The 17093-nt window shown below is 65.3% G+C and carries 12 protein-coding genes; 3 read left to right on the forward strand and 9 right to left on the reverse strand.

What is annotated here, in order from left to right:
- Positions 1-167: 167 nt before the first annotated feature.
- The 3 genes from BN1119_RS15665 to BN1119_RS15675 form a co-directional block, all read right to left on the reverse strand.
- The gene (locus tag BN1119_RS15665; RefSeq protein ID WP_084205506.1) at positions 168-2471 is read right to left on the reverse strand and encodes a tetratricopeptide repeat protein; all 2304 of its coding nucleotides are present in this window, start codon (positions 2469-2471) and stop codon (positions 168-170) included.
- A gap of 466 nt (positions 2472-2937) precedes the next feature.
- Positions 2938-3879 (reverse strand): alpha/beta hydrolase, encoded by a 942-nt coding sequence (locus BN1119_RS15670; protein ID WP_209434928.1) that lies wholly within the window; start codon positions 3877-3879, stop codon positions 2938-2940.
- A gap of 26 nt (positions 3880-3905) precedes the next feature.
- On the reverse strand, positions 3906-4811 hold the full coding sequence (locus BN1119_RS15675) for an alpha/beta hydrolase (protein ID WP_052448077.1): 906 nt from the start codon (positions 4809-4811) through the stop codon (positions 3906-3908).
- Between the two features lie 322 nt (positions 4812-5133).
- On the opposite strand from BN1119_RS15675, the gene BN1119_RS15680 reads away from it, so the two are divergent.
- Complete coding sequence (locus BN1119_RS15680; protein ID WP_042000043.1) at positions 5134-6027, forward strand: LysR family transcriptional regulator; 894 nt, start codon at positions 5134-5136, stop codon at positions 6025-6027.
- A 24-nt stretch (positions 6028-6051) separates the two neighbouring features.
- Here BN1119_RS15680 and BN1119_RS15685 read toward each other — a convergent pair whose 3' ends face one another.
- From BN1119_RS15685 to recN, 5 genes are all read right to left on the reverse strand, one after another.
- On the reverse strand, positions 6052-7452 hold the full coding sequence (locus BN1119_RS15685) for an efflux transporter outer membrane subunit (protein ID WP_409337751.1): 1401 nt from the start codon (positions 7450-7452) through the stop codon (positions 6052-6054).
- 23 nt (positions 7453-7475) lie between these two features.
- Positions 7476-9410, reverse strand: a complete 1935-nt coding sequence (locus BN1119_RS15690; RefSeq protein WP_157438676.1) for a MacB family efflux pump subunit — start codon at positions 9408-9410, stop codon at positions 7476-7478.
- Between the two features lie 11 nt (positions 9411-9421).
- Positions 9422-10585: an efflux RND transporter periplasmic adaptor subunit gene (locus tag BN1119_RS15695; protein ID WP_042000125.1), complete on the reverse strand. Its 1164-nt coding sequence runs from the start codon at positions 10583-10585 to the stop codon at positions 9422-9424.
- A 144-nt stretch (positions 10586-10729) separates the two neighbouring features.
- Entirely contained in the window at positions 10730-11626 is an 897-nt protein-coding gene (locus BN1119_RS15700; protein WP_042000128.1) for a DHHA2 domain-containing protein, read from the reverse strand.
- 562 nt (positions 11627-12188) lie between these two features.
- On the reverse strand, positions 12189-13853 hold the full coding sequence (gene recN / locus BN1119_RS15705; protein ID WP_042000049.1) for a DNA repair protein RecN: 1665 nt from the start codon (positions 13851-13853) through the stop codon (positions 12189-12191).
- Between the two features lie 279 nt (positions 13854-14132).
- Here recN and BN1119_RS15710 point away from each other — a divergent pair, with 279 nt between their 5' ends.
- On the forward strand, positions 14133-15278 hold the full coding sequence (locus BN1119_RS15710) for a GGDEF domain-containing protein (protein ID WP_042000053.1): 1146 nt from the start codon (positions 14133-14135) through the stop codon (positions 15276-15278).
- Between the two features lie 63 nt (positions 15279-15341).
- On the opposite strand, the gene nadK is transcribed toward BN1119_RS15710, so the two are convergent.
- Complete coding sequence (gene nadK, locus BN1119_RS15715) at positions 15342-16226, reverse strand: NAD(+) kinase (protein ID WP_042000056.1); 885 nt, start codon at positions 16224-16226, stop codon at positions 15342-15344.
- Between the two features lie 264 nt (positions 16227-16490).
- Here nadK and grpE point away from each other — a divergent pair, with 264 nt between their 5' ends.
- On the forward strand, positions 16491-17066 hold the full coding sequence (gene grpE, locus BN1119_RS15720; protein WP_042000059.1) for a nucleotide exchange factor GrpE: 576 nt from the start codon (positions 16491-16493) through the stop codon (positions 17064-17066).
- Positions 17067-17093: the final 27 nt, after the last annotated feature.

A 17093-nucleotide genomic window follows, 5' to 3' on the forward strand; every position in this document is an offset into this window, starting at 1 on the left:
GATTTCTGTTAACAACTGAACAACCATAACACAGCATGTCAGCGCTATCGTAGTGAGAACATTACCGTTTCTCAATTACCCATTTGTGACGCCGACCCCTTGCCTGCGTCATTTCTAGCCGCCAGGCGGGCGCAGTATGGGGTACGAATGCCCCCCCATCCCGAGGATCACTTGGTCCAATAGGGTTCGATGGCCAGCAGCCGCGGATCCTGCGGGGCTGCCTTGCGCATCCGTTTGACGTATCCGAAAGCCTCCTCCTGTTCACCGGCAATGGCATGCAGGTAGATCAGGGTGTAGAGCAGATCGGGATCGTCCGGCGCCTGCGCCAGCCCTGCCCGCAGGGCGGCCAGTGCCTCCTCGCGCCGGTTCAGCTGGGAGAGCAGCAGACCCTGGTTGTAGCGGATCCGCACGTTGCCCGGCAGTTCGGCGGCGGCCTTGTCCAGCCAGTCGACAGCCTCTTCGGTCTTGCCCCGCTCCACCAGCAGCAGCGCCAGCATGTAGGCGAGATTGCCATGATCGGCGACCGGCATCTTGTCCAGCGCGACGCCCTCGCGCAGCAGGGTTTCCGCCTCATCCAGCTGCTGGGCCGCGCTGGCGAGGGTCACCAGGTTGACCCGGGCCGGCACGAAGTAGGGATCCATCCTAAGGGCCTGGCGATACTCGTCCATCGCTTCCTGCTGGCGCCCCTGGCGCGAGAGCAGCACCGCCAGATTGAGGCGCCCGCCCGGCAGATCCGCATTGCCACGCAGGCGCTGCTCATAGTCGGCAAGCAGGCGCTGGAACAGGGCGCGATCCTCGGTGGGCAGGCGCGCCGGCGCAATGTCGGCCAGGGCCCGGATGGTCTCGTCCCGCACCGCCAGGGTCGGGTCCCGCAGCAAGGGCAGGAGATCGTCGAGTCGCGCCATGGGTGGCGTATTGGCAAATCCCGAGACGGCATAGGCCCGAACCAGTGCACTCTCGTCCTTGAGGGCGAGACGCAGCTCAGGGATGGCTGGCAAGCCGAGGTCGGCCAACTGCTCGGCCGCGGTGGCGCGCACTATGGCGGGCTTGCTCTGATCTGCAAGCAAGGGGGGAAGCAGGGCAAGGGGGGAGCCCTGGCCGCTTTGCACGGCATGGAAGCTCTCCCCGTAGTGGGGGGGCCGTTTGGGCTTGCCATACCAACCGTCGATGGCCTTAGCCGCCCAGGCGGGCTCCTTGTCCTGATGACAGGCGGTGCAGGCATCCGGGCTGCCGCTCTTGGCCGCCAGATCGGGGCGGGGGATGCGCAGGCTGTGGTCACGGCGCGGGTCGACCACCATGTAGGTCTTGGTCGGCATGTGGCAGTTGACGCACTGCGCCCCGGCGCTGCCCGGTTCATGGTGATGGTGGGCCTTGCTGTCATACTCCCTGGCTTGCAGGTTCGGGAAGCGGCTCGTCGGGGGCTGGGGATTGTGGCACTGGAGGCAGAGGCCGTTGCCCTCCAGCTTGATCTTGGTGGTGTGGGGGTTGTGGCAATCGGTGCAGCCCACCCCGGCGGCGGACATCTTGCTCTGCACGAAGGAGTCAAACTCGTAAACTTCGCCATCTATCTGACCATCCGCATGATAGAGGGAGGCCCGCAATGTGGTGGGCAGGCTCTGATCCAGCTGCGGGTGACCCGGCTGCTGACCCGTCCCCAGCCCTTGTCGCCGGCTGTGGCAGAAGGCGCACTGCTCCACCTGCCTCTGACTGCCGAGGGCCTTGAGGTTGACGGCCAGGCCGTAGTGGCCGTCCGCTGCCTTGGCGCCACTCCCTTCTTTATGCTGGCTGGCCCAGGTCAGGTGGTTCTGGCCGGGGCCGTGACAGGCCTGGCAGCCGACGGTCTGCTCGTGCCAGGTGGTGGTGAAGCTGTCGCTCTTGTCGTCGTAACCCTTGTCGAGGGCGGTGGAGTGGCAATCCGCGCACATGGCGTTCCAGTTCTGGTAACGCCCGGTCCAGTGCAGGGGATCGCTGGTGGCAAAGCGCTGGCCAGGATAGAGGGAGAACCAACGTTGTCCGCCTTGCGCCTTCGGGCGGCTGTCCCAGGCCAGGGTCAGGGCTTGCAGGCGGCCGCGGGAGAGGGCGACCAGGTATTGCTGCAGCGGATCATGGCCGAAGGTGTAGAGGATCTTGACGTCAACCGGCTTGCCGTCTTCCCCCTCGAGATTGACGAAATAGTCCTCTCCCTTGCGAAAGAAGCGGGCCTTGACGCCAGCCTCGTCGAAATGGGCGTCGTTGAAATCCCCAAGCACATTGTCAGGGGTGGCGTGGCGCATGGCCCAGGCATGGTCTGACCCCTTCCACTGGGCCACCTGGCTGTCGTGACAACCGAGGCAGCTCGCCTCGGCGGCATAACCCTCGGCCTTGGCGGCCAGCCGGGGGAGCTGACCTGGGCTGGTCGGCTCCGCTGCGGCATGGGCCAGGGTGGCGATGCACCAGATCCCCCCCCAGAGGGCGGATAACAAGCATGTCATGACCCTTCGCGGCAACCCGCCCTGATAACGCCTCTCCCTCACTGATCGCTCCTTGATCCTGTATCACCCCGGATCTGGCTGTTTGCCTGTGTCCGGGATGGTGCTCCCCTGCCGCTCGGCATCGAGGTCGCTGGCGTGGTCATGTGTCCGACATGATTGATTTTTCTGATTATTTAACTATCACTAAGCGCCAACAGCATCAAGTGCTAAATGGCAACCTGATGCGCAGACCCGTCTGAGGAGCCAGCCGCTGTCTGGTCTGGACGGCCATTCGTTCATCTCCTGCCGTTGATTGAATCGCCTCGTGACATGCCGCCCGGGCCAGCAGGGCGCGGATTGTGAAAGCGCCCGTCGAACGCCCGGGCGAGGTCTGTCGCCCCCAAACGATGGGGGCAACAGGATATGACGGCTCAAGATCAGCACGCCTGTCTACATGGTCCAGAACAGGACTCGGGCGGTCACCCGATCACGCGCCCAGATGCTGCTGGAAGAAGGGCACCAGTTGCGCCAGGGCCTGACCGGTGGCCTCGGGCTGGTCGTACAGATCGTAATGGCTGGCCCCGGGCACCATCTGCATCGTCTTGTGCGCCGAGCGGGCGCGGCGATACAGCTCCTGGCCATCGGCATAAGAGCCGAAGGCACCAGGCACGGCGCCAAAGACCACGTGCAGGGGCTGGGTCAGCAGCACTTCGGCCAGGTGGAAGGCATCCCAGCCCAGGGCCGCACCCGCACTGGTGAGGCGCAGCTTGTTGGGGGAGCCTGGCTGCTGGCCGCGCGGCGTCAGGTAGTAGTCGATGGCTTGCAGCATGTCCACGTCCTTGATGCCTGCCTGCTCGCACTCCCCCCGGTTGGCGAAGGGGATGTAACCCACTATCAGGGGGTCGGCGCCGCGCGCCTCAGCGGTGCGCTGCTTGCCGATGAGCGCCAGGGTCTTGAGGGCGGCATCGGGCGAAGTGTCGCCGTCACGCATCATGCGGCCGTAGTTGGTGGCAACCACAGTGCCCACGGCCTTGATGCGTTTCTCTGTCATGGCGACATTGGCCGCATAGGCGCCGCCGCCGCACACCCCCAGTACGCCGATCCTCTCCTCATCGACGTAGGGCAGGGTAACCAGGTAGTCCACCGCGCAGCGAAAGTCTTCGACGCGGGTGGCTGGGTCTTCGCTAAAGCGCGGCTCGCCGCCGCTGGCACCCTGGGTGGAAGCATCAAACGCCAGGGTAATGAAACCCGCCTTGCTGAGTGCTTCCCCATAGATGGCGCCAGCGGTTTGCTCCTTGCAACTGCTGATGGGGTGGGCGCAGATGATGGCCGCATACTGCTTGCCGGCATCGAAGTCCTCGGGCAGGCGCAGGGTGGCGGCCAGATCCCAGGTGCGGTTCTTGAACGTAACAGATTGCATCGTCGTCATGGGGTTCTCCTCTCAGGGATATGGGGTTACAGGTGTGTTTTGTAGAAAGGCGCCAGTCTGTCCATGGCCGCCTCGACCAGGTGCGGCAGGTCGTACATGCCGATGTGGGTACCGCCCTCGACAATCAGCAGCTCCTTCTCCTGGCTGGCGGCCCTTTGGTGCAGCGCTTCACTCATCCAGCGGGTGCCTGCGTCGCTGCCGGCGATGACCAGCAGTGGCTGGGTGAGGAACAGCTCCACCTTGCTGAAGGCATCGTAGGTCACCAGTTGTGCCAGGCTGCGGGTGGGCAGCTTGCTGGGCGCATTGCCGTGTCGGGCACGGTCGGTGCGGTAGTAGTCGAACGCTTCGGCGAGATCGGAGTGCGGGGCATCCTCGGGGCGCTCGGGCGTGGTGGGCAGATACTGGATCGCTTCACCATTGGCCTCTGCGGTGCGGGCCGCCATCGCCAGGTCGCGCAGCGCCAGGCACTCCTGTGGCTTGGCGCTGTTTTCCCAGCCCTGTCGGTACATCTGGCCGTAGTTCACTGCGCTGACAGTGCCTATGGCCTGGATGCGGGTATCCATCATGGCGGCGTGGGCGGCATAGCCCCCACCGGCGCAGATGCCCATGACCCCGATGCGGCCGCTGTCGACCCATTCCAGCGTCGTGAGGTAATCGACGGCCGCGCTGATGTCTTCGACGCGGGCATAGGGATTTTCAAGTTGCCTTGGCTCACCGCCGCTTTCACCCTGGTAGCTGGCATCGAAGGCCAGGGCAATGAAACCGGCCTCGGCCAGCCTGGCGGCGTAAAGCCCGGCCGTCTGCTCCTTGACGCCGCCAGAGGGGTGGACGCAGACGATGGCCGGGTAGCGGACACCGGGCTGAAGGCTGGCTGGCATATGGAGATGACCGGCCATGACGAGCGGGGGATTGGCAAAGCGGACTGCATGCATCAGTTTTTCCTCGGGTGGACAAAGCGTCATCGATTGGCAGTGAAGGGAGCATATCCCCCCGAGGGTGATCTGATTAGCCAGGATAATCTGAATGCTTTAATACTGATTTCTTATCAATGATGGCATGGTCCTCGCTGGTGAGGCGCGCGATAGTGCAGATATCCCGTGCTTTGGCGTCAGGCAAACGGGGGCAGGGGAGCTGGTTCGGATATGGAGAGGTTGTTGGGGACTGGCCCGGGCCATTGCGCCGCGCTTCAGAGTGCGGTGATGAATCGGTTGATGGATATAATCAGAAGTCTTCTATCTTCATTTCTTATCAATCATGAAAGAAAACCTCAATGAACTGGCCGCCTTCATGGCGGTCGCACGGGAGCAGAGTTTCACCCGGGCCGCAGGCAAGCTGAATACCTCCCAGTCGGCGATCAGTCAAACGGTGAAAAACCTGGAACAGCGGTTGGGGCTCAAGTTGCTATCCCGCACCACCCGCAGCGTCACCCCCACCGAAACCGGTGAACGCCTGATGGCTCTGGTGGGGCCGGCCCTGGAGCAGCTCGATGCCGGCCTGGCCCAGATCGCCGCGTTGCGAGACAAGCCGGCAGGGACCATACGCATCACGGCGGACGAGTACGCCATCAATGCGGTGCTCTGGCCAAAGATCAAAGGCTTCCTGCATCAATATCCGGATATCCGGATTGAGCTGACCACGGACTATGGCCGGGTAGACATAGTCGCGGAGCGTTACGACGCCGGTGTCCGGCGGGGCGGGCTCATCGCCAGGGACATGATTGCCATCCCCATCAGCGGTGACATCAAGATGATGGTGGTGGGGGCACCTCACTACCTGCAACTCAGGGGCCATCCCAAGCGACCCCAGGAGCTGGCCAATCATCACCAGTGCATCAATCTGCGGCTGCCCACCCATGGCGGCTTCTTCTCGTGGAGCTTCATGGAGAGCGGGCGGGAGCTCAAGATCAGGGGGGAGGGGCCACTGGTGTTCAACAGCATAGGCAATGTGCTGGACGCCGCCCTGGCTGGCTACGGGCTGGCCTATGTCCCCCAGAGCATGGCCGAACCCCATCTGCAGGCGGGAAGGCTGGAGGAGGTGCTGGCCGGATACAACATGGTGCATCCCGGTTACCACCTCTACTACACCAGCCGATTGCAGGCATCCCCCGCGTTTTCGCTGCTGCTCGAGGCGCTGAGGCACAGAGGCTGATCCCCGGGGGCCGAGCCGCCACGGTCAGGGGGTGGCCGCCTGCGCCTGAGCGGGGGCGTCCCTGGCGGGGTCATCGCGCCCCCCCAGGGCCAGGTAGAGATCCGCCATGGTGTTGAGCTGGCTCTGCTGCTGGGCGAGCAGGGCCAGCTCGGCATCCCAGCGGCGATTCTGCTCGTCCAGCCACTCCTGTACCGGGCTGTTGCCCGCCTCGTAGCGCACCCGGGCCAGGCGATCCGCCTCGATGGCGTAGCCTTGCTGCTGGGTGAGACGGGTCAGCTGGGCCTCGCCATAGCGGCGGGCGGCCAGGGCGTTCTCCACCTCGAACAGGGCATCGAACAGTCGCTGGCGAAACTCGGCCTGGGCTATCTGGTAGTCGTTCTCGCTGCTGGCGACGGCGATCCGGTTGTTGTTGTACTCGAGGAAGGGGAGGGTCAGGGCGGCCCCCAGGCTGCCCACCGGATTTTCCAGCACCTGGGCCAGCCTGTCCGAGGCGGTGCTGGCGCTGCCGGTCAGGGTCAGGGCCGGGTAGAAGCTGGTGCGCACCTCATCCCCCCTGGCGAGGGTCTTGCGCAGGCGCAGCTCGGCGGCCTTCACGTCCGGGCGTCGGGCCAGCAGATCGGCCGGGATGCCGACGGCGATGGCCGGGATCGGGGTCAGGGGCAGGCCATTTGGCTCGAACGGCACCGGCCCGCGCTTGCGACCGAGCAGCTGCAGCAGGGCATTGCTGGCCGCGACCCTCTGGCTGCGCAGGCTGGCCTGGGCCGCCTGCTTGCCGGCGAGCTGTGCGCTGGCCTGCACCAGATCCAGGCGTGGCACGGCGCCCGCCTCATACTTGACGCGGGTCAGGCGCAGGGTATCGCTGAGATTGGCGAGCTGGCGCTCCCCCAGGGTGATGGCGCTATTGAGATAACCGAGTTGCCAGTATTGCTGCAGGGCCTGGCGGATCAGGCTCTGGCGGGTGGCGGCGAGATCCTCGGCGCTGGCGGCTGCCTCCCAGCTTGCCTGATCCCGCACCGCCGCCAGCTTGCCCCACAAGTCCAGCTCATAGCTGACTGTCAGGGTGGGGCCCATGCTGTGGCTGCTGACGCCGCTCTTGAGGTTCTTGTTGCCGTTGGCATCCAGGCTGGCATTGACCCCTGGGGTCAGGTTGGTGTCGGCCTGATCGGCGGCGAGGCGTGCTCCCCTGAGCCTGAGTCCCGCCACGTGGAGATCCGTGTTGGCGGCGAGCACCGCCTCGACCAGGGCGTCGAGGGCCGGGTCGTGAAAGCCTCGCCACCATGGACCGGACGACGGGGCCGCGGCCAGGGCATCTTGCTGTTGCCACTGGGCGGGCAGGGCATAATCCTCCCTGTGATAGGGGCTTGGCTGGGCGCAGGCCCCGAGGAGCAGAGCGAGGCCGAACCAGGGCAGTCTGAGTCTTTTCATGTTCACCATTGCGAGTCTCATCATCACTCCCTGGCCAGGGCGACCACGGGGTCGAGGCGGGCGGCGTTGCGGGCGGGCAGGTAACCAAACAGGATGCCGATCAGGGTGGAGCAGGCAAACGCCATCAGGATGGAGAAGAGGGAGAACTGCATCTGCATCGCATCGACCAGGGAGGAGAACAGCAGGCCGATGAGGAGGGCGAGCCCGACCCCGAGTAAGCCCCCCAGCAGGCTCACCATCACGGCTTCGATCAGAAACTGCTGCAAGATGTCGGACTGGCGGGCGCCGACCGCGATGCGGATCCCTATCTCCCGGGTGCGCTCCACCACCGAGACCAGCATGATGTTCATGACCCCGACGCCGCCGACGATGAGGGAGATCACCGCGATGGCGGAGACCAGCAGGGTCAGGGTGGCGGTGGTCTTCTCCACCGACTGCAATATCTTGTCGCTGCTGAAGGTGAAGAAATCCTTGCTGCCGTGGCGCTGGCGCAGCAGGGCAATGACCTCTCGCTCCGCCAGGGCCGGCTGGACGCCATCGCGCACCCTCAGGGTTATCTGGTTGAAGTGGCTCTGGGAGATGAGGCGGCTCATCACGGCGCGGTAGGGCAGCCAGACGCTCACCGACTGGCTCGGCTGGCGAAAGCCGGTCTCCTCCTTGATGAGGCCGATGATCCGCACCGGCAGGGTGCCGATGAGCAGCACCTTGCCGATGGGATCCTCGTCGCCGAGCAGCCCCTTGATGCTGTCGGCGTCGACCACGGCCAGGGAGGCCCGATCCAGGCTGTCCCGCTCGCTGAACAGGCGACCGCCGACCAGGGTCATCCCCTTGACCCGGAAGAAGTCGCTGCTCACCCCGTTCACGGTGCCGCTCTTGGTCTGGTTGCGATAGCGCAGCTGCGCCGAGGTGGAGAGCTGGGGGCTGGCCCCCTCCAGATAGGGTTGGCCCTGGAGGGCACGCAGATCCCCCTCGTTCAGGGTGCGGATGCTGGCGGCCTTCTCGTCGCCCCAGTCCTTGCCGGGGAAGATGTCGATGGTGTTGGTCCCCATGGCATTGATCTCGCCTATCACCTTGGCGCGGGCCCCCTGGCCCAGCGCCACCACGCTCACCACAGCGGCGATGCCGATGATGATGCCGAGCATGGTGAGGAAGGTGCGCATGCGATGGGCCAGCATGGCGTGCAGCGCCATGCGCGCGGCCTCGCGGTAGCGATCCAGCCCCTGGCTGCCCTTGGGGATGGCGGCAGGGGTCGGTGGCGGAGGTAGAGAGGCGGGGCTGCCGCTGTCGCTCTGCACCCGGCCATCCTTGAGGGTGATGATGCGGTCGGCATGGTCCGCCACCGCCATGTCGTGGGTCACCAGTATGATGGTGTGGCCCAGGCCATGGAGCTCCTTCAAGATGGCCATCACCTCCTTGCCGCTCTGGCTGTCGAGGGCGCCGGTCGGCTCGTCGGCCAGGATCACTTCGCCGCCATTGGCCAGGGCCCGGGCGATGCTGACCCTTTGTTGCTGGCCGCCGGAGAGCTGACCCGGGGTGTGGTGGCTGCGATCACTCAAGCCCAGCCGGGTGAGCAGGGCCCGGGAGCGGGCATGGCGATCCGCCTTGGCCATGCCGGCATAGACGGCGGGGATCTCCACGTTGGCGGCGGCATCCAGGTGCGGCAGCAGGTGATAGCGCTGAAAGATGAAGCCGAAGTGATGGCAGCGCAGCCTGGCCAGGGCCAGGGCGTCCAGGCTTGCCGTCTCCTGGCCGCGAAAGCGGTAGTGACCCTCGCTCGGCCTGTCCAGGCAGCCCAGCAGGTTCATCAGGGTGGACTTGCCCGAGCCCGAGGCGCCGACGATGGCCACCATCTCCCCGGCCTGGATGGAGAGGTTCAGGGGATGCAGCACAGTCACCTCCTGCTCCCCGCTCAGGTAACGGCGACTGACTCCCTCGAGTTCGATGAGGGGGGCGTCGATAGGGACCTGGTTCATGACAGCTCGTCCTCGTCAGCCTCATCCGGGGCGCCATTGCCCGCCGGTGCCTGGCCTATCACCACCCGGTCACCCTCCTCGAGCCCGGCCAGCACCTCGACCTTGATCTCGTCCTGGAGCCCGGTCTTGATGGTGAGGGTCTGGGGGACGTCCCCAGTGAGCCGTTGCACCTGGTATTCCCCCGGCCCCAGCCGTTTGCCGAGGGCGGTTCTGGGGATGGTGAGGACCCCCTGGCGCCGGTCGCGCACTATGGTGACCTGGGTGGTCATGGCGACCCGCAGGGCATGGTCGGGGTTGGCCACGTCGAACAGGGCATAGTAGTAGACGGCAACATTGGTGCCGCTGGTGCTGGTGGTCTGATCGTTGATGTTGGTGGGGGCCAGCTCCACGGTGCGCAGCCTGGCCTGGTAGCGGGTGTCGGGATCCCCTATCAGGGTGAAATAGACCGGCATGCCGGCATGGACCTTGCTGACATCGGCCTCGGAGATCTGGGCCTTGACCGTCATGGTGTCCAGGTTCGCGAGCTTGAGCAGGGTGGGCACCGTCTGGGTGGCGGCCAGGGTCTGACCCTGACGGGTGACGATGGCGATGACGGTGCCATCCATGGGGGCCAGGATCTTGGTGTAGCCGAGCTGGGTGCGGGCACGCTCGACCTTGATGGTGGCGCTGTCGATGTTGGCCTGGGCATTTTGCACCTCGGCCCGGGTCACCGCGAGCTGGGCCTCGGCGCTCTCGAGATCGGCCCTCGAGCTTGCCTGCTGGCTGAACATCTGCTGCTGGCGGCGCCAGGCGAGTTCGAACTGCTTGAGCTGGGCCAGCTTGATCTTGAGCTGGGCCTGGCTGCTGGCGAGTTCGGCCTGGGCCGTCTTGAGGTCGTTCTGGGCGATGAGGGGATCTATCTCGGCCAGCAGTTCTCCCTGCTTGACCCCTTGGCCATTCTCCACCAGCAGGCGGGTCACCTGGCCCGAGACCTGGGCGCCTACATCGACCTGCTCCACCGCCTCCAGCACGCCGCTGGCGAGCACCGCATCTTCTATGTCCTCACGGGTCACGGGGGCACTGAGCTGGGGGGAGGGGGCCTTGGCCGGCCAGAGCAGCCAGACAGTCAGGGCCAGCAGCAGGGCTGCGAGCAGCCAGCGCAGCCTGGGAGTAAGGGGCATCTTCATGATTTTGCTGACATCCACACAAGAGGAAGAGACAAAAGGAAATATCCTGCAGTAAATGGCGGCCAAAAGACAGCCGCCAAGATGTAACAAAGTTTGTCGCCCCGGCCCGCTCGCGGCCCTTCGGCCGGGGCGCCCGGGTCACTCCCGGGTCAGCTGGGCGCCGAGCCAGGGCAGCCCCTGCTTCTTGCGACTCACCACGCCGGCCAGGGTCACGGGCTGGCACGGCAGGCGAGGATCCGGGCGATCCGGGTGGCAGCAGGCCGAGATCCGGCTCTCCCTCGCGCCAAGGTCCGTCACCATCAGTACATAGGCATCCAGGTTCTCCTCCCGAACCCGGCGCGCCATCTCGGCTTCGAGGGCCGCCAGCAGGGGGGTTATCTGCCCCAGGCTGGCCACCTCTATCTGGCTCATCACCAGGTTGCGCCCCGCCAGCTGGTAGCCCTTCTCGTCCTGGCGCAGCAGCTGGGCGGCGTCCAGCCCATCGAGATCCGTCTTGGCCGCCAGCAACTGCTGGCCAAATTCGGCCAGGGCGAGCCCGGCCAGGGGGGCGAGCCGCTGGCAGGCCGCCTCGTCCTGGGCCGTGGTGGTGGGGGAGCGCAGGCAGAGGGTGTCGCTCAGGATGGCGCCGAGCAGCAGGCGGGCCTGGGATGGGGTCGGCTCGCCGATGAGATCCAGCACTATGGTGGCCGAGCTGCCCACGGCGCGGATCCAGGCATCGAGCGGCGCCTCGGTGCGCAGGGAGCCCAGTCTGTGGTGATCCACCAGGCCGATGACGTTGGCCCTGGCCAGTCCCTCTGGCCCCTGCTCTAGCTCGCTGAAATCCACCAGCCAGACGTCCAGCCCGCTGACCTCCCGCGCCAGCAGATCGGGGGGCGCCACGCCGGCACGGGCGAGAATGAAGCGGGTCTCGGTGCGCAGCTCTCCCAGGCGCCAGGGGGTGGCGGGGCGACCCTGGCCATTGAGCCAGTCCGCCAGCACCAGGGCGCAGCAGATGCTGTCGCTGTCTGGGTTGCGATGACCGAATACGTGGATCATGAAGGCCTCCGGATGAGATGGGTCGGGCACGGGATGCAGGGGCATCAGCATAACAGCCGAGGCAAGCGATGGGGACTCATTATTGCGGGGTTAAGGGGGCAGAGAGTCTGTGTGCCAGGGCAGGGAATACCGGGCCTGGCCGGGGACACAGGGGCCAGAGAGAGGCGTCGAGGTATATTGGGCTGGAGCCCGAGGAGCCGGGGCCTGAGGGGCTCTGGCGGTCTAGCCGCCTCGCGCCCTGTTGCGAAAGCGTATGGGCACTGGCCTGCATGCAGGACGGCGGTTTATCTGCCTCGCTTGGCGCACCATGGGTGGCGGCTGAGGGCGTGCTCTCCTTGGATGGCTGCTTGCTGCTTGCCGCCTGCCGCCGCCAGGGCCCGGACTTGCCATCCCGTCGGCTAGGGCAGCCGGCGGCGGCTGGTCCGGCTCTTTGCTTCACACCCGGTTGCGGCGGCGTATGGAGACAGATCTGCACAGTGGCTGTTTGCCTCTATCGTCGCGCCCGCTCGGGGCTGCGCAGCAGGGTGGCCGCTTGTTTCACCGCCAGCCCCTGGCTTCGGATTCAGGCTTGCAACAGTTCGCGGGCGTTGGCCAGGGTGTTGTCGGTTATCTGGTCGCCGCCGAGCAAGCGGGCGAGTTCATTGAGACGGGCCCTGTCGTCAAGCGCGCTCATGCGGGTCTCGGTTGTCTTGCCGTCCGTGTGCTTGCTCACCACCAGGTGCTGGTGGCCATTGCCCGCCACCTGGGGCAGGTGGGTGACCACCATCACCTGGGTCGATTCGCCGAGCTGGCGCAAGAGGCGGCCCACCACGGCGGCGGTGGGGCCGCTGATCCCCACATCCACCTCGTCGAAGATCAGGGTGGGGGTGGCGACCTTGCGGGCGCTGATCACCACTATGGCCAGGCTGATGCGAGACAACTCGCCGCCGGAGGCGACCTTGCCCAGCGGCTGCATGGGCTGGCCCGGGTTGGTGGTGACCATGAACTCCACCCGATCGATGCCGAGGGGGGAGAGGCTGGCGTTGGCATCCGGCTTGATCTCGATGGCGAAGCGGCCATCGGCCATGGAGAGCTCCTGCATGCTGGCGGTGACCTGGGTGGCCAGTTCGGCGCCGTAGCGTTGCCGGCTCTGGCTCAGGGCCTCGGCAGCCTGGAGGAAGGCGGTGCGGGCCTGGGCCAGCTCGCTCTCCATCCCCTCGAGGCGCTCCTCATCTGAGTGCAGGCGGGCGAGATCGCTGGCCAGATCCTGGTGGAACTGGGCCAGTTCGGCGGGTTTGACATGGTGCTTGCGGGCCAGGTTGATCGCCTTGGAGAGGCGGGCCTCCAGCTCGTTGAAACGCTCGGGGTCGAGCTCCAGCCGATCCAGGTAGCTGCGCAGCTCGCTGTGGCTCTCCTGCACCCCTATCAGGGATTCGTTCAGCATCTCCAGCACGGGGGCGAGGCGGGCATCCATGGCGACCAGCCCTTCCGCCCTGTCCACCGCCACCTGGAGCAGGCCGGCGATGGTGGTCTCCTCGTTGTCATGGAGCAGGTCGAGGCAGAAGCCGCACTCCTGCATCAGCTCGGTGCCGTTGGCCAGGCGCTGGTGCTCCTCTTCGATGGCTTCGAACTCGCCCGGTTGCAGTGCAAATTCGTCAAGCTCCTGCACCTGGTATTCGATGAGCTGGCGGCGGGCCTCCCGCTGTTGCTGCTCGGCCTTGAGGCGGTTGAGCTCGTTTTGCAGCTGACGCCACTGCTGATAGTGCTGGCGCACGTCCGCCAGCAGCAGATGATGGCCGGCGTAGCCGTCCAGCAGGGCGAGCTGGTAGTCGGGCTTGAGCAACAGCTGGTGGGCGTGCTGGCCGTGGACGTTGACCAGCAGCTGCCCCAGGTTGCGCAACTGGGTCAGGGGGACGGGGACACCGTTGACATAGCTGCGGGATCGCCCTTCCGCCGAGACTACGCGCCGCACTATGCACTCCCCTTCGCTCTCGAGTTCATTGCCGGCGAGCCAGGCGCGGGCCAGGGGATTGCCGTCGAGCAGGAAGCGGGCGCTCACCTCCGTCTTGTCGCTGCCTGGGCGCACCATGGCCGCCTCGGCCCGCTCGCCGAGGCACAGGCCGAGGGCGTCGATGGCGATGGACTTGCCCGCCCCCGTCTCCCCCGTGATGCAGGTCATGCCGGGTTGCAGATCGAGCTCGAGAAACTTGACGATGGCGAAGTTGTTGACGGTCAGCTGGGTCAGCATGGTCTCATCCTGTATGGGTCAACATTACTGTGTATGCATCCAGTATATACTGGTCTTATATACAGTAAAGTATGCCGAGAGAGATTTTTCCGGACAAAGAGCGCGATGAACCGGGAGAGGGGCGCAAAGGAAGGAGCCCTGGCTTGGGATCGCTCGCCTCCTGCGGGGCTTGTCGAGGGGGAACCTTGTGGAGTCGGGATGGCTGAGACACACTCGAGACAGGCCTGGCTCAGGTTGAGCCGGGGCAGGCTCTTCTGCCCTCACCAAGGATGCGTCAAGATGATCCACACCCCGACCCTGCTGTTGATCTCCCTGGCAATCAATCTGATGTCGGCGCTGCTCATGCTGTTCATCCACACCCTCAAGCCCGGTCGGCGCAATTTCCTGCTCTGGTCCCTGTCGGCCTTTCTCTTCTCCCTTTCCATCTTGCTGCTCAGTCTGGGGGTGTTGGCCGGGTACCCGGCCCTGGGCATGCGGATTGGTGGTCTGGTCTCCCTCATGAGCATATTGCTGTTGCTGGCCGGTTTTTATGCCCTCTATGGTCTGCCATGGCGACCCCGCCCCTTGTGGGCAGGGGTTGCCCTGTTGCTGCTTTCCTATCTGGGGCTGTCGAGCCTGGTGGACGTGCGGCTGGTGTTGGCGCTGATGGAGTCCGCGCTCTACCTCTGGTGCGCTTGTCTCATCGTCTCCCTCAGCCAGCACCAGAAGCGGGTGCTCTATACGGTTTCTGTCATCTACCTGCTTCATTTCGCGATCCTGCTGAGCCAGGGGGTGTTGCTGCTGGCCAAGGCGCAGGGGCACTGGCTGCTGGACGGCATCTTCTTCATGCACATGGTGCTGACCATAGGATCGGTATTGCTGTTGCCCCTGGTGGCCTATGTGGAGACGGAGCAGGCGCTGTTGGCGCTTTCGGAGCGGGATCCCCTCACCGGGGTGCTCAACCGGCGCGGCCTGTTCAGGCTGGGGGAGCGGGCGCTGCCGGGGCAGATGCGCTGCGTGGTGGTGCTGGACATAGACCACTTCAAGCGCGTCAATGACAAATTCGGTCACGGCTGCGGTGACGAGGTGATCCGCTATGTGGCCAGGGTGCTGGTGGCAGAGGTGCGCAAGGACGATCTGGTGGGGCGCATCGGTGGCGAGGAGTTCGCCATCATCATGGAGGGGGTGAGCGGCGAGATGGCGCACTCCATCTGCGACCGGATCCGCCGCCAGATAGAGACAGGCACCCGCGAGGGTGCCTGTCCGCCGTGCGAGGGGGTGACGGTCAGCGTGGGGGGGATCTGCGCCCGGGGGGGATCAGGGCTGGCGCAGTTGCTGACCCGGGCCGACGAGGCCATGTACCGGGTGAAGGCGGCGGGGCGAAACGGCATCCATTTTCAGCCCGACTCCGAGCCGCTGCGGCTGGTCGAAGGGGGCGAGATTTAGCCTGTTCCCTGTTCCGGTTAGCGCCTGCCGCTGACCAGAAGGGCCTCTTGTCCGGGATCTGGGCTAGAACAGCTTGCTGCCCCAGCCGAGCTTGTTGCGCAGCACGTGGAAGTAGCTGTAATCGAGCGGGTGCACCAGGTGCAGCTTGTGCTGGCTCTTCTTGATGAGGATCTCGTCCCCCGGGTGCACCGCCAGGGTGACCTGACCATCGCAGCTCACCTGCATGGCATCGTCCTGGTTGTCCGGGGAGACCAGCAGCCGCACCTCGCTGTCGGCGTCCAGTACGATGGGACGGCTGCTCAGGGTGTGCGGAAACATGGGTACCAGGGTGATGGCGTTGAGCTTGGGGGTGAGAATGGCGCCACCGGCCGAGAGGGAATAGGCGGTGGAGCCGGTGGGGGTGGCCACTATGATGCCGTCGGCCCGCTGGCTATACATGAAGCTGCCATCGATATAGACCTCGAACTCTATCATGTGGGCTATCTTGCCCGGGTGCAGCACCGCCTCGTTCACCGCCAGATTGCTCGCCTTGCGCTCGCCATGGCGATAGACGGCGGCCTCCAGCAAGAATCTGTGTTCGCTCTTGAAGTGGCCGGAGAGCACCTGCTCCAGGGGCATCAGGTAATCCTGGGGCGAGAGATCGGTGAGAAAGCCGAGGTTGCCCCGGTTCACCCCTATCACGGCCACATCGAACCGTGACAGCACCCGGGCCGCCCCCAGCATGTTGCCATCCCCGCCGACCACGATGGCGAGATCCGCCTGCTCGCCCAGCTGCACCAGATCCATCACGTTTTCATCCAGGATGCCGAGGGTATGGGCGACCCGGCTCTCCACCAGCACCCGGAAACCCCGGGTGGTCAGGTAGTGGTGCAAGCCGGTCAGAGTCTGGTTGGCCCCTTCGTGATGGGGTTTGCCAATCAGGGCGACGGTTTTGAACGGAGAATCCATGGCTTATCGGGTCTGGGTGAGTATTGGGGGGAGTATACCGCGCTTTGCCGGGGATTTGTCTGCCTCCATGGCAGTTGGCGCAATCGGCTCTGAAGCGCGGCAAAATGGCCGGTTGGCAGGCACCATTGCCCACGACATGGGCTTTTCCCCTTGAAAGCCGGGGCTGCGTCCCCATAATAGCGCCAACACAGGGGTTGCTGAGGTGTCGTCCCCTGCCTGAGCCTCAGCAACCCCTCACAAGCAACCCTGAACATTGGAGATGTCATGAACCACGAAGAGCAAAAGGTTGAAGCGATGGAGCAAGTGGAAGTCCAGCCAGTCGAGCCGACCGATGTAGACAGTGAAGTGACAGCCGAGCAGGTGCGTATCGCCGAGCTGGAGGCGCAGCTGGAAGCCGCCCTGCTGGCATGCCAGGAAGAGCGCGAGCGTGCCGTGCGTGCCGTCGCCGAGATGGAAAACCTGCGTCGCCGCGCCGCTCAGGACGTGGAGAAGGCCCACAAGTTCGCCCTGGAGAAGTTCGCAGGCGAATTGCTGCCGGTGCTGGACAACCTGGAGCGTGCCATCGAGCTGGCCGACAAGGAGAGCGAAGCCCTCAAGCCCATGATCGAAGGGGTGGAGCTGACCCTCAAATCCATGCAGAGCGGTGTCGCCAAGTTTGGCCTGGTGGCCCTGGACCCCACCAACCAGCCGTTCGACCCCAATGCCCATCAGGCCATGAGCATGGTGCCGAGCGCCGATGTGGCCCCGAACACCGTCATCGCCGTGATGCAGAAGGGCTACGAGCTCAACGGCCGCGTCATTCGTCCGGCCATGGTGATGGTCTCCAAGGCACCGGCCTGAGCCCCATCCCAGTGCTGAGCCCGCCGC

The organism is Aeromonas bivalvium, from assembly GCF_000819765.1.
GTDB lineage: Bacteria > Pseudomonadota > Gammaproteobacteria > Enterobacterales > Aeromonadaceae > Aeromonas > Aeromonas bivalvium.